The following is an 18,555-nucleotide window of genomic DNA, read 5'->3' as shown; positions in this document are numbered from 1 at the left end:
TATGTTTTTAGTCGACTCACACTGCCATCTTGATGGCCTGGATTATCAATCTCTGCATAAGGACGTGGATGACGTGCTGGCGAAAGCAGCCGCACGCGATGTGAAATTCTGTCTTGCCGTCGCGACCACTCTGCCAGGATACCGCAGTATGCGCGAACTGGTCGGTGAACGTGACAATGTGGTGTTCTCCTGCGGCGTGCATCCGTTAAATCAGGATGAAGCCTATGATGTTGAAGACCTGCGCCGTTTTGCCGCCGAAGAGGGCGTTGTGGCGATGGGGGAAACCGGGCTGGACTATTTCTATACGCCGGAAACAAAGGTGCGCCAGCAGGAATCTTTTATCCATCATATTCAGATTGGCCGTGAGTTACAAAAGCCAGTTATCGTACATACCCGCGATGCGCGGGCCGATACGCTGTCTATTCTGCGCGAAGAAAAAGTGACGGATTGTGGTGGCGTACTACACTGTTTTACAGAAGACAGAGAAACGGCGGGCAAATTGCTGGACCTCGGATTTTATATCTCGTTTTCCGGCATCGTCACGTTCCGTAACGCAGATCAGCTCCGTGATGCCGCCCGCTATGTTCCTCTGGATAGGTTGCTGGTTGAGACGGATTCTCCCTACCTTGCGCCTGTACCGCATCGTGGAAAAGAGAACCAGCCTGCCATGACCCGTGACGTTGCGGAGTATATGGCCGTAGTGAAAGGTGTTGCCGTTGAAGAACTGGCGCAGGCAACCACTGATAACTTTGCCCGCCTGTTTCACATCGACGCTTCTCGCCTGCAATCCGTTCGTTAACTGACTTTTTTTAAAGCTCGTAATTAATAAGCAAAGCGAGTAAAGTTCACCGCCTCAAAATGGGCGGTGAATAACCGGTTTGACACATTCAGAAACGCATTTTATCGGAATGTGCGGATTTTACGGCCATCCACGACTGAATTGTGATAGCCGTCAAACAAAAACAAACTGAATTATTTTACTCTGTGTAATAAATAAAGGGTACTTAGATGCCCTGTACACGGCGAGGTTCTCCCCCCTCGCTAATGCGTGAGAACGTAGAAAAGCACAAATACTCAGGAGCACTCTCAATTATGTTTAAGAATGCATTTGCTAACCTGCAAAAGGTCGGTAAATCGCTGATGCTGCCGGTATCCGTACTCCCGATTGCAGGTATCCTGCTGGGTGTCGGTTCCGCTAACTTCAGCTGGCTGCCAGCCGTTGTATCGCACGTAATGGCAGAAGCAGGCGGTTCTGTTTTTGCAAACATGCCGCTGATTTTTGCCATCGGTGTCGCGTTAGGCTTCACCAATAACGACGGCGTATCTGCACTGGCATCCGTTGTTGCCTACGGCATTATGGTTAAGACCATGGCTGTTGTTGCGCCGCTGGTTCTGCATTTACCTGCTGAAGAGATCGCAGCTAAACACCTTGCTGATACGGGTGTTCTCGGGGGGATTATCTCCGGTGCGATTGCAGCGTATATGTTCAACCGTTTCTACCGTATCAAATTGCCTGAGTATCTTGGCTTCTTTGCGGGTAAGCGCTTCGTTCCTATCATTTCTGGTCTGGCCGCTATCTTCACCGGTGTGGTTCTGTCCTTCATTTGGCCGCCGATCGGGACTGCTATTCAGACGTTTTCCCAGTGGGCTGCATACCAGAACCCGGTCGTAGCGTTCGGTATCTATGGCTTCATTGAACGCTGCCTGGTGCCGTTTGGTCTGCACCATATCTGGAACGTTCCATTCCAGATGCAGATCGGTGAATACACCAACGCTGCGGGCCAGGTATTCCACGGCGATATCCCTCGCTATATGGCGGGTGACCCGACTGCGGGCAAACTGTCTGGTGGCTTCCTGTTCAAAATGTACGGTCTGCCGGCTGCCGCTATCGCTATCTGGCACTCTGCTAAACCAGAAAACCGCGCGAAAGTGGGCGGTATCATGATCTCCGCGGCGCTGACCTCGTTCCTGACCGGTATTACCGAACCGATCGAGTTCTCGTTCATGTTTGTGGCACCGATCCTGTACATCATCCACGCAATTCTGGCTGGTCTGGCATTCCCGATCTGTATCCTGTTGGGTATGCGTGACGGTACGTCGTTCTCCCACGGTCTGATCGACTTTATCGTTCTGTCCGGTAACAGCAGCAAACTGTGGCTGTTCCCGATTGTCGGTATCGGTTATGCGATTGTTTACTACACCATCTTCCGTGTGCTGATCAAAGCGCTGGACCTGAAAACTCCGGGTCGTGAAGATGCTACCGAAGACACCAAAGCGGGTGCGTCCGGCGAAATGGCTCCGGCCCTGGTTGCGGCATTCGGCGGTAAAGAAAACATCACTAACCTCGATGCGTGCATCACTCGTCTGCGTGTCAGCGTCGCTGACGTTGCCAAAGTGGATCAGGCTGGCCTGAAGAAACTGGGTGCGGCGGGCGTTGTAGTGGCGGGTTCCGGTGTTCAGGCTATCTTCGGTACTAAGTCCGATAACCTGAAAACTGAAATGGATGAGTACATCCGTCACAGCTAAGCAGTAAAAAGTTGGGGAGAATTAAGGCAGCCTGCGGGCTGCCTTTTTTAATGCATTAATTGGCCTGAACGCGAATCGGCGCAGTGGCGGCGAACAACCACGGACGAGCCTCTGCGTTCACGCGTGGGGATAACGTCTCTCTGACCTGCTGGTGGTAATCATCAATCCACTGCTTTTCAGCCTCACTTAGCAGATGCAGTTCAACCAGACTTAAATCAATCGGCACCAGCGTCAGCGTTGAGAAGCGACAGAAGCCAGGACGACTGTTGATAATCTCCACCTGATTCTCAATACGGATCCCATATTCTCCGGCCAGATAATAACCCGGCTCGATGGTAATGATATTGCCCGCGACCAGAGGCCAGGGGTTTACTTTTTTGGCAATGCGATGGGGCTGCTCATGGATCAGGAGCTGATGGCCTACGCCGTGTCCCGTACCGTGATCAAAATCCAGACCCAGATCCCACAGCGCCCGACGGCTAAAGGCATCCAGTTGATGACCCTGAGTGCCGCTGGGAAATTGCAGTGAGATAAGCGACAAAAAGCCTTTCAACACAGCGGTGTAATGCAGACGACGCTGCGGATCCTGTGGACCAAACGCGAGGGTGCGCGTTGTATCCGTCGTACCATTATGGTACTGGCCGCCGGAATCATTCAGATACATGGCCTGAGAGGTAATGGGCGTATTGGTTTTTTCGCTGGAATGGTAATGGCACATTGCGGCATTGCTGGCTGAGGCCGAAATCGTGTTGAAGCTTTGCTCGATAAATCCCGGCTGCTGCTGGCGAAATTCCAGTTGCCTGGCCTGCGCTTCCAGCTCAGTGACCGGATTGCCTGCCGCTTCGCGCAAGGGAACTTCATGCGTAAGCCATGCCAGAAAGTTAACCCAGGCCGCGCCATCTTGTTCATGGCATTCCCGATAACCCGCCAGTTCAACGTCATTCTTGTGCGCTTTCATCAAGGTGATGGGATCGGGTGCCCATAAGACTTCGCCGCCGTGTTCTACAATGGCAAAACGCAGCGCGACCGGGGCGTAGTCTTTATCGACCAAAAAGCGTTTCCCTTTGGCTAACTGCTGGCAGCGGGCAAGAAAACTCTCTTGTGGGGCCAGCGTGAGCGTATTCAGCAGTGCAGCAGGGAGCTGCTGTGTTTTGTTGCTATCCACAAACCATTCCAGCTCGCCGCTGCGATGGAGCAGGGCGAACGAAAACGGCACTGGCACCATTGGCAGATCGGAACCGCGCACATTCAGCAGCCAGGCAATGTTATCCGGCAACGTGATCGCCAGAACGTCGGCCTGTTGTTGCGTGAGCAGATCCACGACGCGGGTTCGTTTTTGTGTGCTGCTTTCCCCGCTGATTTCAATGGGCATTTCACGAATGATGCCGCAGGGTGCAGCCGGGCGGTCAAGCCATACCTGGTCGAAAGGATCTTGCTCAAGAGACACCAGCTCGCAATGGGTCGCCGACAGTGCTTCAAACTGGCTGTTGACCATCAGCAACGGTTCAAAGCCGATACGCGCGCCGGCAGCAACGTGAGACTGCAAATAATCGGCCAGCGGTTCGTCATGTAAATGGTGAATTTCAAAATCATCCAGCGAGACTTCATTGCGCACCTGGACCTGATAGCGTCCATCGACAAACATTAATGCGCGGTCGCGCAGGACCAACGCGAGACCAGCGGAGCCGCTAAAACCGGTCAGCCAGGCCAGCTTATTGTCATGCGGTGTACAATCTTCGCTTTGGTGAGCGTCGGCGCGCGGAACAATCATGCCATCCAGCCCTTGCGCTAACAGCAGGTTGCGCAGAGCGGAAAGAGGAGTTGAGTTGTGCATAGTTACCTTCAGGCCTTAACGGAACGGCGGTTCGTTGAACGTACGTAATTTACGGGAGTGCAGTCGATCGCCTTCAGCACGCAGACGATCGATTGCCCGGATACCTATTTGCAGGTGCTCGGAAATGGCACCTTCATAAAAACGGTTGGCCTGACCAGGCAGTTTGATCTCGCCGTGCAGCGGTTTATCGGAAACGCACAGCAGTGTGCCGTAAGGGACGCGGAAGCGGTAGCCCTGGGCGGCGATGGTGGCGCTTTCCATATCAATAGCCACCGCGCGACTGAGGTTAAAACGCAGCGCAGAAGCGGAATAGCGTAACTCCCAGTTGCGATCGTCGGTGGTGACGACGGTACCGGTACGCAGGCGCTGTTTAACTTCTTCGCCGGGCATGCCGCTGACTTCTTTGGTGGCGTCATACAGTGCGCGTTGTACTTCCGCAATGCTCGGAATCGGAATATCCGGCGGTAGTACGGCATCCAGCACATGGTCGTCACGCAGATAAGCGTGGGCCAGAACATAGTCGCCAATCGCCTGACTTTCGCGCAGGCCGCCACAGTGTCCAATCATCAGCCAGACGTCAGGGCGCAGTACGGCCAGATGATCACAAATGGTTTTAGCGTTAGACGGGCCAACGCCGATATTGACCAGCGTGATCCCCTGACCGTCGGCGGTGATTAAATGCCAGGCGGGCATCTGATGTTTCTTCCAGGCGAGATCGGAGATGGCCTCTTCCGGAGCTTCCGTTTCAGCGGTGATCCAGATCCCGCCTGCGCATGACAGCGCGATATAGGGGCTGTTCGGATCGAGGATCTGGCTGCAGCCCCAGCGCACGAACTCATCGACATAGCGGGTGTAGTTGGTGAATAGCACAAATGGCTGGAAATGTTCAACCGGCGTTCCCGTGTAGTGACGCAGTCGTGCGAGCGAAAAATCTACTCGTCGGGCGTCGAAGTGCGACAGCGGGGAGAATTCCGCCGGATGATAGGTACCGTCGGCTGTTTCGTCGCCGATTTGTGACAACTCGGTAGTGGGGAAATGGCGCGTTAATCCGGCGCTCATTGAGCGGTCGAGCGTCAGTTCAGAACCGTCGATCACATAGGGATAAGGGATTTCATGCTGCGACGGATCGACGGAGATATGCGCATCATAATCCTGATACAGCAGCGTGAGTTGTTCTTCAAGATAGGGACGAAAAAGCGACGGACGGGTGATCGTAGTGGTATAGCTGCCCGCATGGGTAAAACGGCCATAGGCACGGGTTTTCGGGGGATTGGTGGCGCTGCCATCCCAGGTGACACAAAGCGATGGGTAAACAAAAAGACCATTATGGCGGGCGATTATGTCAGGGAGCGTCCCTGTTTCAATGTACTTACCAATGGCGCTACGCAGTGCTTTAACCGACTGCTCGTACAGCGCGTCCAGTTTATCCAGTGCCTGAGTTGGGGTCAGGCTGGAGCCCTTATTGTTCATGTCTGTCTCCTTGTTCCACAGATGTACTGCTCTCCCGATAGTATGTCACAGGAATATGAAACAAAAGTCAGACGTAGAGGAAGATTGTGCGAAGGTCGAATGACCTTCGCATCAGGGCTTAACTGTGCTGCTTATCCCGCATCAGCAATGCAGTGGCGGCGGAAATAAGACACCCGGCCATCAGATAAATGGCCACGCTGTGCCATTCTCCTCCAGAGAATGTCACCAGTGCCGCAGCAATGAAGGGGGTAAAACCACCGCCAACCACACTTGCCACCTGATAGCCAACGCCTGCGCCGCTGTAGCGATAACTTGCGCCAAACAAACCGGTAAACATAGGCTGTTGTACGCAGACCACCATATCGTGCGCAATATTGGCCAACATAATCGCGAAGAACACGATCCAGAAAATAGACTGTGCTTCCAGCGCCATAAAGAACGGGAAGGCGCTCAGCGTACCGACCAGTGCACCGGTAATGTACACGCGCCGTCGACCAAAGCGGTCGGCAAGCCAGGCAAAGCAGGGGATGGTGAGACAACTCAGTCCTCCCACTAACAAACCGATATTCAGAAACAGCTCGCGGGGTAGGCCCAGGTTCTGCGTAGAGTAATTAAGGGCAAACGCGGTGACGATATACATCGTCAGTAGTTCACATAAGCGCAAGCCGATAATTTTTAAGAATGAGCCCGGATGGCGGATTAACGCCTCGACCACCGGTAACCGCTTTTTCTCTGGTTGCGCTGCCTGTTGCTGCTGTTCGAATTCGGCTGATTCATCCATTCTGTTACGCATCCACAACGCGCCCAAAACCAGTACGATGCTGAACAGGAACGGAATACGCCAGCCCCAGCTCAGGAACTGCTCATCGGTAGTTTGCGAGCTAATCAGTGAGACCAGACCGGTAGAAAGCAGCAGTCCGACGCCGTAACCGACCTGAACGCCACTGCTGTAGAAGGCTTTTTTATTTTTCGGCGCGCTTTCGACCGAGAGCAACGCCGCGCCGCCCCATTCACCACCAACGGCGAATCCCTGAATGGCGCGTAGCGTCACCAGCAGCACAGGGGCCCACCAGCCAATAGTGTCAAAAGAAGGAATAATCCCTATCAGCGCAGTGGCAATCCCCATCATCCAGACGGTGAGCATCAGCATGCGTTTACGGCCAAGGCGATCGCCAAAGTGGCCGAAGATAACCCCGCCTAACGGACGGAACAAAAATCCGACGCCAAAGGTGGCAAATGCGGCAAGTGTTCCCATTGCCGGGCTAACCTGCGGGAAGAACTCGCGATTAAAGACCAGTGCGGCGGTGATGCCATAAAGCAGAAAATCATACCAGTCGACCACGGCGCCAGCGAAGCTACCAAGCGCAGCGCGTCGGGCACGGTGAAGCGAAGAGACGTCCTCTTGGGGACCCGCGGAGGTGAGAGTGGAATCCATAGTTATCCTGTCTGTACTGTCTTTTAGTTATTAGTATTTGAATTGGGCTACACACATTGCAGTCGATATATTAACGACCGTTATGAGATTACCGCGACAGACGGGAAGAGAAAACGATTATCTCCCTCACCAGAGGGCTACATGAAAAATAAGACGAATGAAAAACAGAAAAGCAAAAAGCCCGCTTAAAAGCGGGCTTCTCTAAATTTGGCTCCTCTGACTGGACTCGAACCAGTGACATACGGATTAACAGTCCGCCGTTCTACCGACTGAACTACAGAGGAATCGTTTGAACGAGGCGCATATTAGCGAGGGCGATGAGGCTTGTCAAAGGGGGAAATACATTTGTGCGTTCGTTTGCTGACAAAATCAGCAAAGCGGCGATCTTTCCGTCTTTTTATGCTTTTGCCCCATTCTGGTGCGCGTCTACCTCTTCCAGGGCAGCCAGAATGAGAGATTCAGGTGTGCAAAAAGTCCATTCTTCACCTTTGAGCCTGACTTTACGCGGTTTTAACCGTAAAACACGGCTGCTGACTAAACTGGCAAGCATCTTGCAATCCTGAATTTAATGACTGCCAGCACGGGTTCTGGTATTCCGACAGGAGGCAAAATGAACTTCAGACGACTGAAATATTTCGTGAAAATCGTCGATATAGGTAGCCTGACCCAGGCAGCGGAAGTGTTGCATATCGCGCAACCCGCGCTGAGCCAGCAGGTTGCTACGCTGGAAGGCGAACTGGATCAGCAACTGCTGATTCGCACCAAACGCGGCGTCACACCGACGGAAGCGGGGAAAGTGTTGTATGCCCATGCGCGGACGATTTTACGCCAGTGCGAGCAGGCGCAACTTGCGGTCAATAACGTAGGTCAGACCCTGGGGGGACAGGTCTCTATTGGCCTGGCGCCGGGGACGGCGGCGTCAGCCATCACTATGCCGTTATTACAGACAGTACGAGCAGAGCTGCCCGATGTGCTGGTCTATTTGCATGAAAACAGTGGGGCGGTGCTGAATGACAAGCTGCTCAGTGGGCATTTAGACATGGCGGTGCTCTACGAGCGCTCACCCGTGGCGGGTATCAGCAGTCAACCGTTGCTTAAAGAGGATTTGTACCTGGTCGGGACGCGTGATTGCCCAGGGCAAAGCGTCGATTTAGCCGCGGTGGCGCAGATGAATCTGTTTTTGCCACGGGATTACAGCGCAGTTCGCCTGCGTGTAGATGAAGCTTTTTCGCTTCGTCGCCTGACGGCAAAAGTGATTGGCGAAATTGAATCTATCGCCACCTTAACGGCTGCCATCGCCAGTGGGATGGGCGTCACAGTGTTGCCTGAGTCAGCGGCCCGTTCATTATGTAATGCAGCGAACGGCTGGATGGCGCGGATAACAACCCCGTCGATGAATCTGCCATTATCGCTGAACGTCTCAGCCAGAGGGAGCTTATCGCCGCAGGCACAGGCCGTGAAGGAGATCCTGTTGTCGCTGGTAAGCCGTCCGGCACTGGAAAACCGCGAGCTACAGCTGGTCAGCTAAACCTTATTCCCTCCAGGAATAAGATGCGGGTTTTTATTATTTGTTATGCCGGGCATCAGACTTTAACAATAGCGTAATGTCTGATGCGCCCGGAGCGAAAAGTGAATTTCCAGCAACTTAAAATAATCCGCGAGGCGGCCCGTCAGGATTACAACCTGACGGAAGTCGCGAATATACTGTACACCTCGCAGTCGGGAGTCAGCCGACATATTCGTGAACTTGAAGATGAACTTGGCATTGAGATTTTTATCCGTCGCGGTAAACGCCTGCTGGGCATGACCGAACCGGGCAAAGCCTTGCTGGTTATTGCCGAGCGTATTCTGAATGAGGCCAGCAACGTTCGCAGACTGGCGGATCTGTTTACCAATGACACGTCCGGTGTACTGACGATTGCCACCACGCATACACAGGCGCGCTATAGCCTGCCCGCGGTGATTAAAGCCTTTCGTGAGCTCTTTCCTGAGGTACGTCTGGAACTGATCCAGGGTACACCGCAGGAGATTGACGTACTGCTGCAAAACGGTGGGGCAGACATCGGGATTGCCAGCGAGCGACTGAGCAGCGATCCGCTGTTGGTAGCTTTTCCCTGGTTTCGTTGGCACCACAGCCTGCTTGTTCCTCACGATCATCCCTTGGTGAAAACGTCTCCTCTCACACTGGAATCTATCGCCCACTGGCCATTAATTACGTATCGTCAGGGGATTACGGGGCGTTCCCGTATCGATGAGGCATTTGCCCGTAAAGGGTTAGTGCCGGATATTATCCTCAGCGCCCAGGACTCGGATGTGATTAAAACCTATGTGTCGCTGGGGCTGGGAATCGGGCTGGTGGCAGAACAATCCAGTGGAGAGCAGGAGGAGGGGAGCTTAACCCGTCTGGATACCCGGCACTTATTTGATGCAAATACCGTCTGGCTGGGCCTGAAACGCGGGCAACTGCAGCGCAACTATGTCTGGCGATTTATTGAGCTATGCAACGCAGGGTTATCCGTCGATGAAATCAAGCGCCAGGCGATGGAGCCAGATGAAGCCGTGATTGATTATCAGATATAATGCAAGAAGCCTGCTTAGTTTCCTAAGCAGGCTTCTTAAATATGGCTCCTCTGACTGGACTCGAACTTCATTTGTACCCTCTGTTGTTAGTGGCATTGAAATGATGGAGTGATTTTTTACCATCATATTTACCAACGTTTTTAATCTTGTTTCGCTAAAATGTCAATTATATTCAATTGGTTATGTCAACATGCTTTGCTGAGCCTCACTGAACGATCTTCATGTCTGGACTGATTATCCCACTGCTTTTCCTGCTCTGTTCAATAGATTACCGCCACCAAATCCGATATGTTTACTCATAACATATCAAAGCGATAAGTAAAGCCAGAAGGATAGATGCCTCATGACCAAAGCGGAGATCGCCAGCGCTGTTAATGAATGGTTCAACATTGAAAATTACAGCGTGCTCCATGATTTGACGGTGGAACAGCTTTTCCAAGAGATAGAGAACAGGATTATCGCCTATCGTATGGAGCAAAACCGGGCTGAGTTGTCTCCTGAAAGCCTTAACAGGCATCAGAAATATTACGAAGAGCTGATTGAAGGGAAAGTCGTCTTTGGTGATGTTTTCGGTGGACCAGAAAAAAGACTGTCTACGAGCTATGCCGTCAAGCCTGTCACACACCAAGGGCTATGGGAGGTGGCGGGTTATGTTGCTGCTTTCGATAAATACGTAAACCCGGAAGGAAAACCCCTACCTCATATGGAAGTCTCGCACTATCTGAAGGAAGCCGGGGTAAACAATGAGGGGCTGATGCTGGTTCAAATTAATCTGGCGGAAACGTCATCTGAAGAAATCATCAATCACCTGAAAGTCATGGTTCCTGAGTGGAAAGAACAGCTACAGGCTCCTGAGCCTCCAGCCAGAGATTTCCGTTTTGGGGTCAGCAACCTCAAAAGGATACTGGATTACAACATCATCCCCATCATGGATCTGCTGTTCTGGGCGCAGGACGAAAACGTCAGGATTGGTATGCCGCAACTAACCAGCTTTATCTACCCGTACGAGTTTAAAAATGGCATTCGTGACGTTGAAAAAATGAAGTCTACGGACCATCCGCTGGCAGTAAAGTATCTGACAGACCTTGTTCGCTATCGCTCTTTTGTCGATTTTACCTATAAATATGACGACAGAAGACACTGGAAGGTTCAGGATCTCATCACTGATGAACTCGGCGAGGACTGACATTCTCGGAGGCGGTGTGTTGCGCAATGCAGATATCGCCTACATTCACTCAACCTGAATATACCCTATTTTTATCCTCCAAAAAAATCTGCGTAAAAAACTCTTTTCTGAACATCTCTCTTAAATCACAAGAAAAATCCATACAATTATCTCATCGAACAACACAGGAGATAAATATGATTCAAACCAATAAAGAAAAACATCCAAAGCTTATTCGTTTGCCCGAGGTAATGAACAGAACCGGATTCGGCAAAACGTGGCTCTATGAACTTATTAAGGCAGGTCGTTTTCCCGCACAGATAAAAACAGGTATCAGGGCGATTGCTTTTATTGAGAGTGAAGTGGACGAATGGATCGAACAGGCTATTACGGCCTCACGTGAAGTTTCAATGTAAAACGTTAACAATAAGGTGGTTATTATGATTTTAGAAATAAAAACAACAAAGCAGTTTAATGCAGTGGCAGAAAGGCTATTTAATGAGAACATAAATAAGCTGAGGGGAGATATGCCGGGGTTTTATAAGTCGCTGATGGCAAATAGGAAAGAAATGGACAGGTTTATTGAGATTATTATCGATCTGACGAAAGATCATTTTTATAAAGGACATGATGAACAAAGTAGATATTGTCTGTTCAGAAATGTAAGCCAGATAAAAGCAAGAGCATTTTTACATTCACTGGCATTCACTCACCGGTATATGTATAAAAATATCTTCTTACTGTAAACAGGTAAATCCTGACGACTAAATAATCATGATAAGTTCCTGCCATCATTTAATGATGAGGGTTGCTTATACCTGATATTAATGGCGTCATAAAAAAATCAGATGTTAACAACAAACCTTAATGAAAGAGAGGTAATAATATGTTCAGTTTTAAAAATGAAGCAACGGGTATGTTCTTTGGTATGTCATTGCAAATCTATTCAGATATGTTTAACTTGGCAGATGAAGAGACGCAACGTGTGATATATACCAAGGTAATGGACCCGGAATTTATCAACAGTTTTATCGGGCTGGCAGTTATCATGGCTGAAAAATGTTTTCGGGATTCTGTCTGGAAAGAAAATACAGAAGAAAAACTGGCAGAAGTCGATTTCAGAGAAGTAAAGCAGGCGTTGTTCAAAACGCATTATGAAGTGCTGGCTGAGTCGTTATGATGTCGCTCACCGTATTAGCCCCTGCAACGGGGCTGATAAGCGTGTTTTTAAGGCGAGATTTTACGGCGTGGTGTTTGCTGATGCTCACGGGCAGAAGTCAGTTCTGCAAGTTTTTCAAGGCCCTGCTCAACAGCACGTTGAAGCTCAAGGGCTGCTTCTGTGCGTTGGTTTATAAGCATAGAGACGATCTCATCATCACTTTTCTCACGGATAAGCGCTCTGGCTAATGAGCGGCGCTCTACGCTCTCTAAGGTATGTTCCCTTTTCACCGGATTGAGTTCAGAAATAAATGAACCTAACAGATTGTTTTTCTTTTTATCCAGACGACGCAACATGGTATGAGCGGAATAAAATTGCTTTGTCACTGCGGTCGGGGCGTTATCTCGTCGTAACTCACCATATTGCTGTCTGTATTCAGCCATAGATGGGTATTTCTTTAACTCCTCAATGGTCTTTAAATAATCAATGATGTCGCTGTTATCTAATTGTATGTTTTTCATGAATACCTCATAAATAAAATAGTGATATATTTATACTACGAGATATAAAATAACTGTCAAATTAAGGTGAGCTACTCGGTATAAGCCACAATGGTTAAATAGCATTTATTCAACCTCATCAAATAAGCTATCATTAATAACAGCAGGCTGTAGCACTAAGCCTGCATTATCAGTAATACTTTGGTTTTTATCCTCTTCATCACTACACTCATCAGTATTTGGCTGAAAAGTATAAACGTTCTCGAATGCCTCCTTTTCATCAACAACAAATCCCTGCGCTTTTTTGACGTTAGGTCGTTGTTTGGCGTTGATAGAATGCGCTTGCCCCTTAAGGAATATGTTGGAGTTCATAAAAAGGTCTCCGTCCTTATCAATAATGATCCCTTTCTTTTTAAGCTTTTTAAAAACAAGAGACATGTTTGATTTTTGATATCTAAATCGCGGCATAGCTTTGCCTGTGAGATATGAAAGCAGTTCCCAAACTCCATGATATTTAAAATCCTTGCGATGACTTTTAGCTCATTCTTTGAAATATCCAGTTCTGCGAGCTGCTGGAAGTTTTTCGTAAACATATGAACATAATCAACATCTTTCTTTATAGATTTAATATTTTCTTTTCTTGAATAGATGTTGGTCGTATCTTTATGTGTGCTGTGATAATGCTCAAATATCAACACCTTTTGTTCACTGGTGAAATGATGGTCATCAATATACTGTGTTAGCTGGAACGGTGATAAATCACTGAGGGCGTTAAAATCGATCTGTGTCATTGTATTTTTCCTTTTGTTATTGTTTTTATTAATACATAACAGATTAAACACTATGATCAATAACAAAGTCAAAAATAAGTGGAAAAAGTTTTGAAATAATGGAGAGCTATCCATAGATCATGGTCAATAGAAATGGTCATGGAGTCGTCCAGACTGGAATAAGTTTATTGAGAGTGGAATGTCCGCCAGTTTTAAATAATAGTTTCAGTATGGAACTATAGTTATAGTTTTTGCTAACAGGGGTTATAGGAAACTATAACCTGAGTTATAGATATCGATAACCTTAGTTATAGGAAGCTATAACCTTTTTTCTGTAATCCATTGTTTTACATTGAAAATAACGACTGTAATATAGTAATAGGTTTAATATAGTAAAAGGGATGTGTGCCTGTTGAATGGCACCTGTTGTTTTATGGATGGTGTTAAAAGTTTTTCAATAATGAAAATGAGTGGCATTGGATTTTTCTTAATTGATCTGTTCAAAAACGTTTTACGTTGAAGTTTGTTTGTGCCTTATGAAAATGGCACCTGTGGTGTTATCTGCGTGATTTTCCTTACTCTGTTATTACAGCGAAGTGATTGTTTTGAACAATCACGAAGTACTGCTACTGTTTATATTGTTTTCCTGTAAGCTTAAGAATAAATGCTATATATCGAAAGAAGGGTCTGATCTTCAGTAAAAGGAACATTTCCGTATTTATAATTAAATAATGGAAAATGCGCCAGTCATTAAATCCAATTTTACATCAGAGTCAGGGCGTAGCCGTGCGGCAGCACATGAGCGTTAGCTCATAAGATAAATATCTTTTCAAAAAAGAATGATAAACAAAAAGTAAACCTGTGCTGAATGATAAGTTGAATTTGATTTTTCAATGGGAAGTGGTATTTAAATATATAACAAACACAGTAAAGGGAGGTAAACAATGAAAAGCATAAAAATAATAAGTGTCTTCAAAATAAACGAAAAAGTACCCTTCATGACATGTATCGCAAACGATATGGAAGTAAATAAAGACGGAATAAAGCTCATGCTGGAAAGTGGTGAAAGCTTCTGCATTAAAGATTACGGTTATTACTTCCTGTCAGAGGTTGACGGTGATTTGGACAGAGAACAAATGATAAACAGCTACAGAAGGTTATTTTCTGAACTCAGCGGGATAAGTAAAGTGACAGTAAATTCATTAATGTCCTGAGCTAAATCAATCACCATTGTTCCGTGTCTGATTTTCGTAACATAATGACAAACATCTCTTTTAAGTCAAATTACAAATCGGTTATTATTGCATCAACTAACCCACATAAATGACAAGGAAAAGGAAATGGATCGTCAATACACTAATGAGCCTACTCCGGAAATTTTGGCAGGTAATGTCGTTAAGGACAGGAGAACAGACTAATGGGAGCGATGGGGTTTTACCTGCGGGTAGGAGATCCGACTACCTGTGGGGGAAAGATACTGACCGGGGATGAAACGCTAAGTTGGTATGGTGTGGCGGGTGCGCGGGAAGGTGACGCCGTGTCGTGCGGTCAGCATCCGGGAACGTATAAAATTCTGGGTGGCACATCTGATACATGGGACGAAGGCAGAAGGCTGGCAGGAACGCTGGACAGCGTAAGTTCCTGTCCGTGTGGGGCAAGGTTCATTCAGTCAATCCCGGATTGCTATATCAAGGATGATACGCCCGAAGAGCAGGCAGAAAAAGCGCGATTGCTTGCTCTTGTCACTTTGCGGGAAAAGCAAGAACAGCAGGAAGTTGAAGAAAAGCGACTGGCGGAAGAACGTGAACACAATCGGGTATTCGCCAAATCCTGCCTTCGTGGTGAAGGTTGTAATGATGCCGGGGAAGAGCAGGAACCTCATACTAATTTTGCTGCAATGGCATTTTATCAGGCAGTTCCACCTGCTGATCTAGCTTCCGATACTGATGTTCCCCAACATGCTCAGACCGCCAAGAAAAAGAAACCTGCTGAAGATATTCCAAAGCCGAAAAAGCGAAGCGCCCTGTATAAATGGCTGAATGGTAATCATGAAGAAATCGAATACCAGCGGGCAACAGCCGCAGCGACGAGTGCTGCCAATGTTCAGACGGCTGTTGAAGGTGCCAGTGTCCTTGGGTTGGTAGGTGGAAGTGCCATTACGTCAGGAACGTGGGCGGTAAAACTGGGTGAGATGGCTACAGGACTTGGAAGGATTGCTGCCAGTGGCCCCGGTGCTCCCATCGCCGCAGTCGTGATGGGAATGATGCCCGGAAGGCTCAATGACGGTGAGCAGGATTTCATTGACCGTATGCGTCTGGAACAGATGCGTGAAGCACCAAGCCGTGTGCGTTATACATGGGAGCAGGATGATAAAGGTAATCCGGTTCCTCATGGCTGGCATACGCCACCCGGTAAGGATATGGTGCGTGTGCGTAAAATGGAGTGGGACAGCAGCCGAAAAGCGTATACGTTCACCACAGAGGAAGATCCGGGTATAACAATCATCTGGACGCCAGACAGTTCAGGTGTCAATGTTCCTTCAAATACAGGCAACCAGAACCCGGTAAGGATACCAAACCCTGTTATTGTTGATCCGTTGCCGGAAGATACCAGTATTGGGGCTACAACCACTCCGGCACCGGAAGAGAAGAATTTTGCGGATTATATTCTTGTTCTGCCACTGCCTAATATTCCACCAATTTATATTTATCTTAGTTCTGTTCTTAAAGGGAAAGAAGCGGCGGAAGCAGCCAGAAAGCTTGGTTATGACCGCCGCATTTCAGCGGATAAAGTGCCATTTAACTCGCACGGACAACCTACATTCTTTAATGGAAAAGATTACATAACTCCTGACGTTGATGGACACAACGTATCTTATGGTTGGAAAAAAATTAGTAAAAAAGGCGTTCGTTTAGGAACATATGATAAAGATTTAAATAGAATAAAGGGGTGAAATATGTTTGGTATTTTTACAGAAGCTAAAGCTATTCAATCTGCATTTGATGAGATGGTTTTGCCAGCTAAAATAATTATTGGTGATTTTGATGAAGGAATGCAAATACCATTAACATATTGGAATATTAAGCAATATCAAGAGAGCTGGGTTGAGACTATTAAACAAGGTTTAAAGAAAGGCGATCATTCAGTTCTGGCTGTATCTATGTATAATCCAGAGACAGTTAATTTTATATTTTCATGGGTTCTTTATTATAAGAATACACAAGTTATCATTCAGAACAAAATGATTTTTGCTGGTGAGATACAAGATTTTTCCATTCGGAAGTTAAATGAATATGCTGGAGAATATGATGCGTATTCAGATGGGGAAAAGGTCTCTGAGTGGTATACTACTATTGATGAGGTAAAAGAATTTATGTCATATCTTGAAAGCAAGATATCATAAAACTATATATTGAGCAGTGCTTTAGAACATGTGCTGCTTTGCTATCTTCGAATTGAAAATTCTTAAAAAGTATGATTTTTATCTTGAGGGCTAATTTGTGAGTGATTTACTTTCTGACCTGCAAAATGAATTTAAGAAACTATCAAATAATATGAAAATACCGAAGGAAATCGAGCAGTTGTATCAGTGGATAGATGAAAATGGCCTTGTTGAATCTCATGATGGCCTTATTGAAACGCCAAAAGGAATGATGGGGGATCCTACAGTTTATTCTTATGGAAGGATTAGTTCAGATTATGAGATTAATCCAGATATAACTTTTACAACATCAGGTCAGAAAGGAATTCACTATTGGTTTGACCTCACTGAAATTACAGAGGAAATTTCATCAAGGCTCGTATCATTTGCAGAAAGTGGGTTTGATGGTTCTCAACTTGCCTTTTGGCTGGATGATAGCAACTCTCTTAGAATTGTTCATATGGGATCAGGTTCCGGTTCGATGTTATTGTAAATAGACCCGTTTTAGTTCCATGCATTTTTTGAGAGCCCGGCCAAATAATGGTGCTGTCGGTATTCCTCCGGTGTCATATTGTTCAGTGATTCATGCGGGCGTTCACAGTTATATTCTGACAACCATTTTTCCGTGATTTCCCGCACTTCACTCAGCGTTCTGAACAGATAAAAATCGAGTATTTCTGTACGGTATGTCCGGTTAAAGCGCTCAATGAAAGCGTTCTGCGTCGGCTTACCTGGCTGGATAAACTCCAGTTTTACTGCATGTTTCTCTGCCCATTCGGCCAGTGCCAGAGAGATAAATTCCGGACCATTATCCATGCGCAGCATGACCGGATACCCGCGATTTGCCGCGATCCTGTCGAGTACACGGACCACTCGCTGAGCTGGCAGATTCAGATCGATTTCAATCGACAACGCCTCACGGTTAAAGTCATCAACGACATTGAACGTGCGAAAACGACGGCCACAGACCAGGGCATCATGCATAAAATCGACAGACCAGCTCTGGTTCAGCGCTTCCGGCGTGGCCAGTGGCGAAGGATTACGCACCGGCAACCGCTGTTTGCCCTTACGGCGAAAATTCAGTTTCAGCAGACAGTAAATACGGTGGATCCTTTTGTGATTCCACGGGTGTCCCTGCCGCCTCAGAACCTGAAAAAGTTTCGGAAAACCGTATCGTGGGTATCGCTCGGCCACTGCCTGCAACGCGACAATAACGGGTTCGTCACGCGTGGTGTCCGGACGGTAATGGTAAACCGTTCTGCTCAGGTTAAGACTCCGGCAGGCCTGACGGATACTGAGTCCAAATGTCGTTATCAGATGAGAGACCTGCTCACGCTTAAAGGCTGGTTTTAAAGCTTTTTTTCGATAACGTCTTTCAGCGCCCGGTTCTCAAGGCTCAGGTCGGCAAACATCTGTTTGAGACGTCGGTTCTCGTCCTCAAGATCCTTGATCTTTTTAATATCAGAAGCCTCCATGCCGCCGTATCTGGACTTCCAGTTGTAGTAGGTGGCTTCAGAGATACCGGCCTCCCGGCAGACATCGTTAACAGTTCGTCCGGCTTCAACCGACTTAATCACAGCGATGATCTGATGCTCAGTAAAACGGGCTTTACGCATAGCGATCTCCTTCGTTGGCAGATTGATTATGCCGGATGATCTCTAAATGTGGATGGCACGATTATGCGGGATACTTACA

At 47.7% G+C, this 18,555-nt stretch carries 20 protein-coding genes and 1 tRNA gene; 12 read left to right on the top strand and 9 right to left on the bottom strand.

Annotation, left to right across the window (positions count from 1 at the left end; genetic code table 11):
- Position 1 precedes the first annotated feature (1 nt).
- Positions 2-799 (top strand): metal-dependent hydrolase, encoded by a 798-nt coding sequence (locus OGV93_RS13250; RefSeq protein ID WP_016156196.1) that lies wholly within the window; start codon positions 2-4, stop codon positions 797-799.
- Positions 800-1,092: 293 nt separating this feature from the next.
- Positions 1,093-2,526, top strand: coding sequence for a PTS glucose transporter subunit IIBC (gene ptsG, locus OGV93_RS13245; RefSeq protein WP_016152655.1), 1,434 nt, complete (start codon positions 1,093-1,095; stop codon positions 2,524-2,526).
- Between the two features lie 55 nt (positions 2,527-2,581).
- Here ptsG and OGV93_RS13240 read toward each other — a convergent pair whose 3' ends face one another.
- The 5 genes from OGV93_RS13240 to OGV93_RS13220 all read right to left on the bottom strand — a co-directional run bounded on the left by OGV93_RS13240 (position 2,582) and on the right by OGV93_RS13220 (position 7,815).
- Positions 2,582-4,360 carry an aminopeptidase P family protein gene (locus OGV93_RS13240; protein ID WP_019076481.1) on the bottom strand — a complete coding sequence of 593 codons (1,779 nt, stop codon included), beginning with the start codon at positions 4,358-4,360 and terminating at the stop codon, positions 2,582-2,584.
- Between the two features lie 15 nt (positions 4,361-4,375).
- The gene (locus OGV93_RS13235; protein WP_019076482.1) at positions 4,376-5,830 is read right to left on the bottom strand and encodes an AMP nucleosidase; all 1,455 of its coding nucleotides are present in this window, start codon (positions 5,828-5,830) and stop codon (positions 4,376-4,378) included.
- 118 nt (positions 5,831-5,948) lie between these two features.
- Positions 5,949-7,265, bottom strand: a complete 1,317-nt coding sequence (gene shiA / locus OGV93_RS13230; RefSeq protein ID WP_287109613.1) for a shikimate transporter — start codon at positions 7,263-7,265, stop codon at positions 5,949-5,951.
- A gap of 208 nt (positions 7,266-7,473) precedes the next feature.
- Positions 7,474-7,549: transfer RNA gene (locus OGV93_RS13225), tRNA-Asn, on the bottom strand.
- 113 nt (positions 7,550-7,662) lie between these two features.
- A complete protein-coding gene (locus OGV93_RS13220; RefSeq protein ID WP_016156199.1) occupies positions 7,663-7,815 on the bottom strand; it encodes a hypothetical protein in 153 nt (50 codons plus the stop codon).
- A 60-nt stretch (positions 7,816-7,875) separates the two neighbouring features.
- Here OGV93_RS13220 and nac point away from each other — a divergent pair, with 60 nt between their 5' ends.
- The 6 genes from nac to OGV93_RS13190 all read left to right on the top strand — a co-directional run bounded on the left by nac (position 7,876) and on the right by OGV93_RS13190 (position 12,190).
- Positions 7,876-8,793, top strand: a complete 918-nt coding sequence (gene nac / locus OGV93_RS13215) for a nitrogen assimilation transcriptional regulator NAC (RefSeq protein ID WP_016156200.1) — start codon at positions 7,876-7,878, stop codon at positions 8,791-8,793.
- 101 nt (positions 8,794-8,894) lie between these two features.
- Positions 8,895-9,845, top strand: a complete 951-nt coding sequence (gene cbl / locus OGV93_RS13210) for an HTH-type transcriptional regulator Cbl (RefSeq protein WP_016152661.1) — start codon at positions 8,895-8,897, stop codon at positions 9,843-9,845.
- A gap of 343 nt (positions 9,846-10,188) precedes the next feature.
- The gene (locus OGV93_RS13205; protein WP_131381090.1) at positions 10,189-11,031 is read left to right on the top strand and encodes a DUF6387 family protein; all 843 of its coding nucleotides are present in this window, start codon (positions 10,189-10,191) and stop codon (positions 11,029-11,031) included.
- Positions 11,032-11,207: 176 nt separating this feature from the next.
- Positions 11,208-11,426: a helix-turn-helix transcriptional regulator gene (locus tag OGV93_RS13200; RefSeq protein WP_103928095.1), complete on the top strand. Its 219-nt coding sequence runs from the start codon at positions 11,208-11,210 to the stop codon at positions 11,424-11,426.
- Positions 11,427-11,450: 24 nt separating this feature from the next.
- Entirely contained in the window at positions 11,451-11,756 is a 306-nt protein-coding gene (locus OGV93_RS13195) for a hypothetical protein (protein WP_103928096.1), read from the top strand.
- 140 nt (positions 11,757-11,896) lie between these two features.
- Positions 11,897-12,190, top strand: a complete 294-nt coding sequence (locus tag OGV93_RS13190; RefSeq protein WP_103928097.1) for a hypothetical protein — start codon at positions 11,897-11,899, stop codon at positions 12,188-12,190.
- A 47-nt stretch (positions 12,191-12,237) separates the two neighbouring features.
- Here the strand turns inward: OGV93_RS13190 and OGV93_RS13185 are convergent, their stop codons facing one another.
- The 3 genes from OGV93_RS13185 to OGV93_RS13175 form a co-directional block, all read right to left on the bottom strand.
- Positions 12,238-12,690 (bottom strand): DUF4756 family protein, encoded by a 453-nt coding sequence (locus tag OGV93_RS13185; protein ID WP_131381092.1) that lies wholly within the window; start codon positions 12,688-12,690, stop codon positions 12,238-12,240.
- Between the two features lie 105 nt (positions 12,691-12,795).
- Positions 12,796-13,041 carry a hypothetical protein gene (locus tag OGV93_RS13180; protein ID WP_230852498.1) on the bottom strand — a complete coding sequence of 82 codons (246 nt, stop codon included), beginning with the start codon at positions 13,039-13,041 and terminating at the stop codon, positions 12,796-12,798.
- On the bottom strand, positions 13,038-13,460 hold the full coding sequence (locus OGV93_RS13175; protein ID WP_230852499.1) for a hypothetical protein: 423 nt from the start codon (positions 13,458-13,460) through the stop codon (positions 13,038-13,040). The genes OGV93_RS13180 and OGV93_RS13175 overlap by 4 nt, the downstream gene beginning before the upstream one ends.
- Before the next feature lie 923 nt (positions 13,461-14,383).
- On the opposite strand from OGV93_RS13175, the gene OGV93_RS13170 reads away from it, so the two are divergent.
- The 4 genes from OGV93_RS13170 to OGV93_RS13155 all read left to right on the top strand — a co-directional run bounded on the left by OGV93_RS13170 (position 14,384) and on the right by OGV93_RS13155 (position 17,353).
- Positions 14,384-14,653: a hypothetical protein gene (locus OGV93_RS13170; RefSeq protein ID WP_103928099.1), complete on the top strand. Its 270-nt coding sequence runs from the start codon at positions 14,384-14,386 to the stop codon at positions 14,651-14,653.
- A 203-nt stretch (positions 14,654-14,856) separates the two neighbouring features.
- Positions 14,857-16,392, top strand: a complete 1,536-nt coding sequence (locus OGV93_RS13165; RefSeq protein WP_206164821.1) for an S-type pyocin domain-containing protein — start codon at positions 14,857-14,859, stop codon at positions 16,390-16,392.
- A gap of 3 nt (positions 16,393-16,395) precedes the next feature.
- Positions 16,396-16,842, top strand: coding sequence for a hypothetical protein (locus OGV93_RS13160; protein ID WP_103928100.1), 447 nt, complete (start codon positions 16,396-16,398; stop codon positions 16,840-16,842).
- A gap of 97 nt (positions 16,843-16,939) precedes the next feature.
- The gene (locus OGV93_RS13155) at positions 16,940-17,353 is read left to right on the top strand and encodes a hypothetical protein (RefSeq protein ID WP_131381094.1); all 414 of its coding nucleotides are present in this window, start codon (positions 16,940-16,942) and stop codon (positions 17,351-17,353) included.
- 11 nt (positions 17,354-17,364) lie between these two features.
- On the opposite strand, the gene OGV93_RS13150 is transcribed toward OGV93_RS13155, so the two are convergent.
- A protein-coding gene (locus OGV93_RS13150) for an IS3 family transposase (protein ID WP_103928102.1) occupies positions 17,365-18,476 on the bottom strand; the annotation gives its coding sequence in 2 pieces (ribosomal slippage) (positions 17,365-18,215 and positions 18,215-18,476; 1,113 coding nt in all).
- Positions 18,477-18,555 lie beyond the last annotated feature (79 nt).

The organism is Citrobacter sp. Cb031 (assembly GCF_030336725.1).
Classification (GTDB): Bacteria; Pseudomonadota; Gammaproteobacteria; order Enterobacterales; family Enterobacteriaceae; genus Citrobacter; species Citrobacter braakii.
This window is presented reverse-complemented; position numbering and strand designations above follow the sequence as displayed.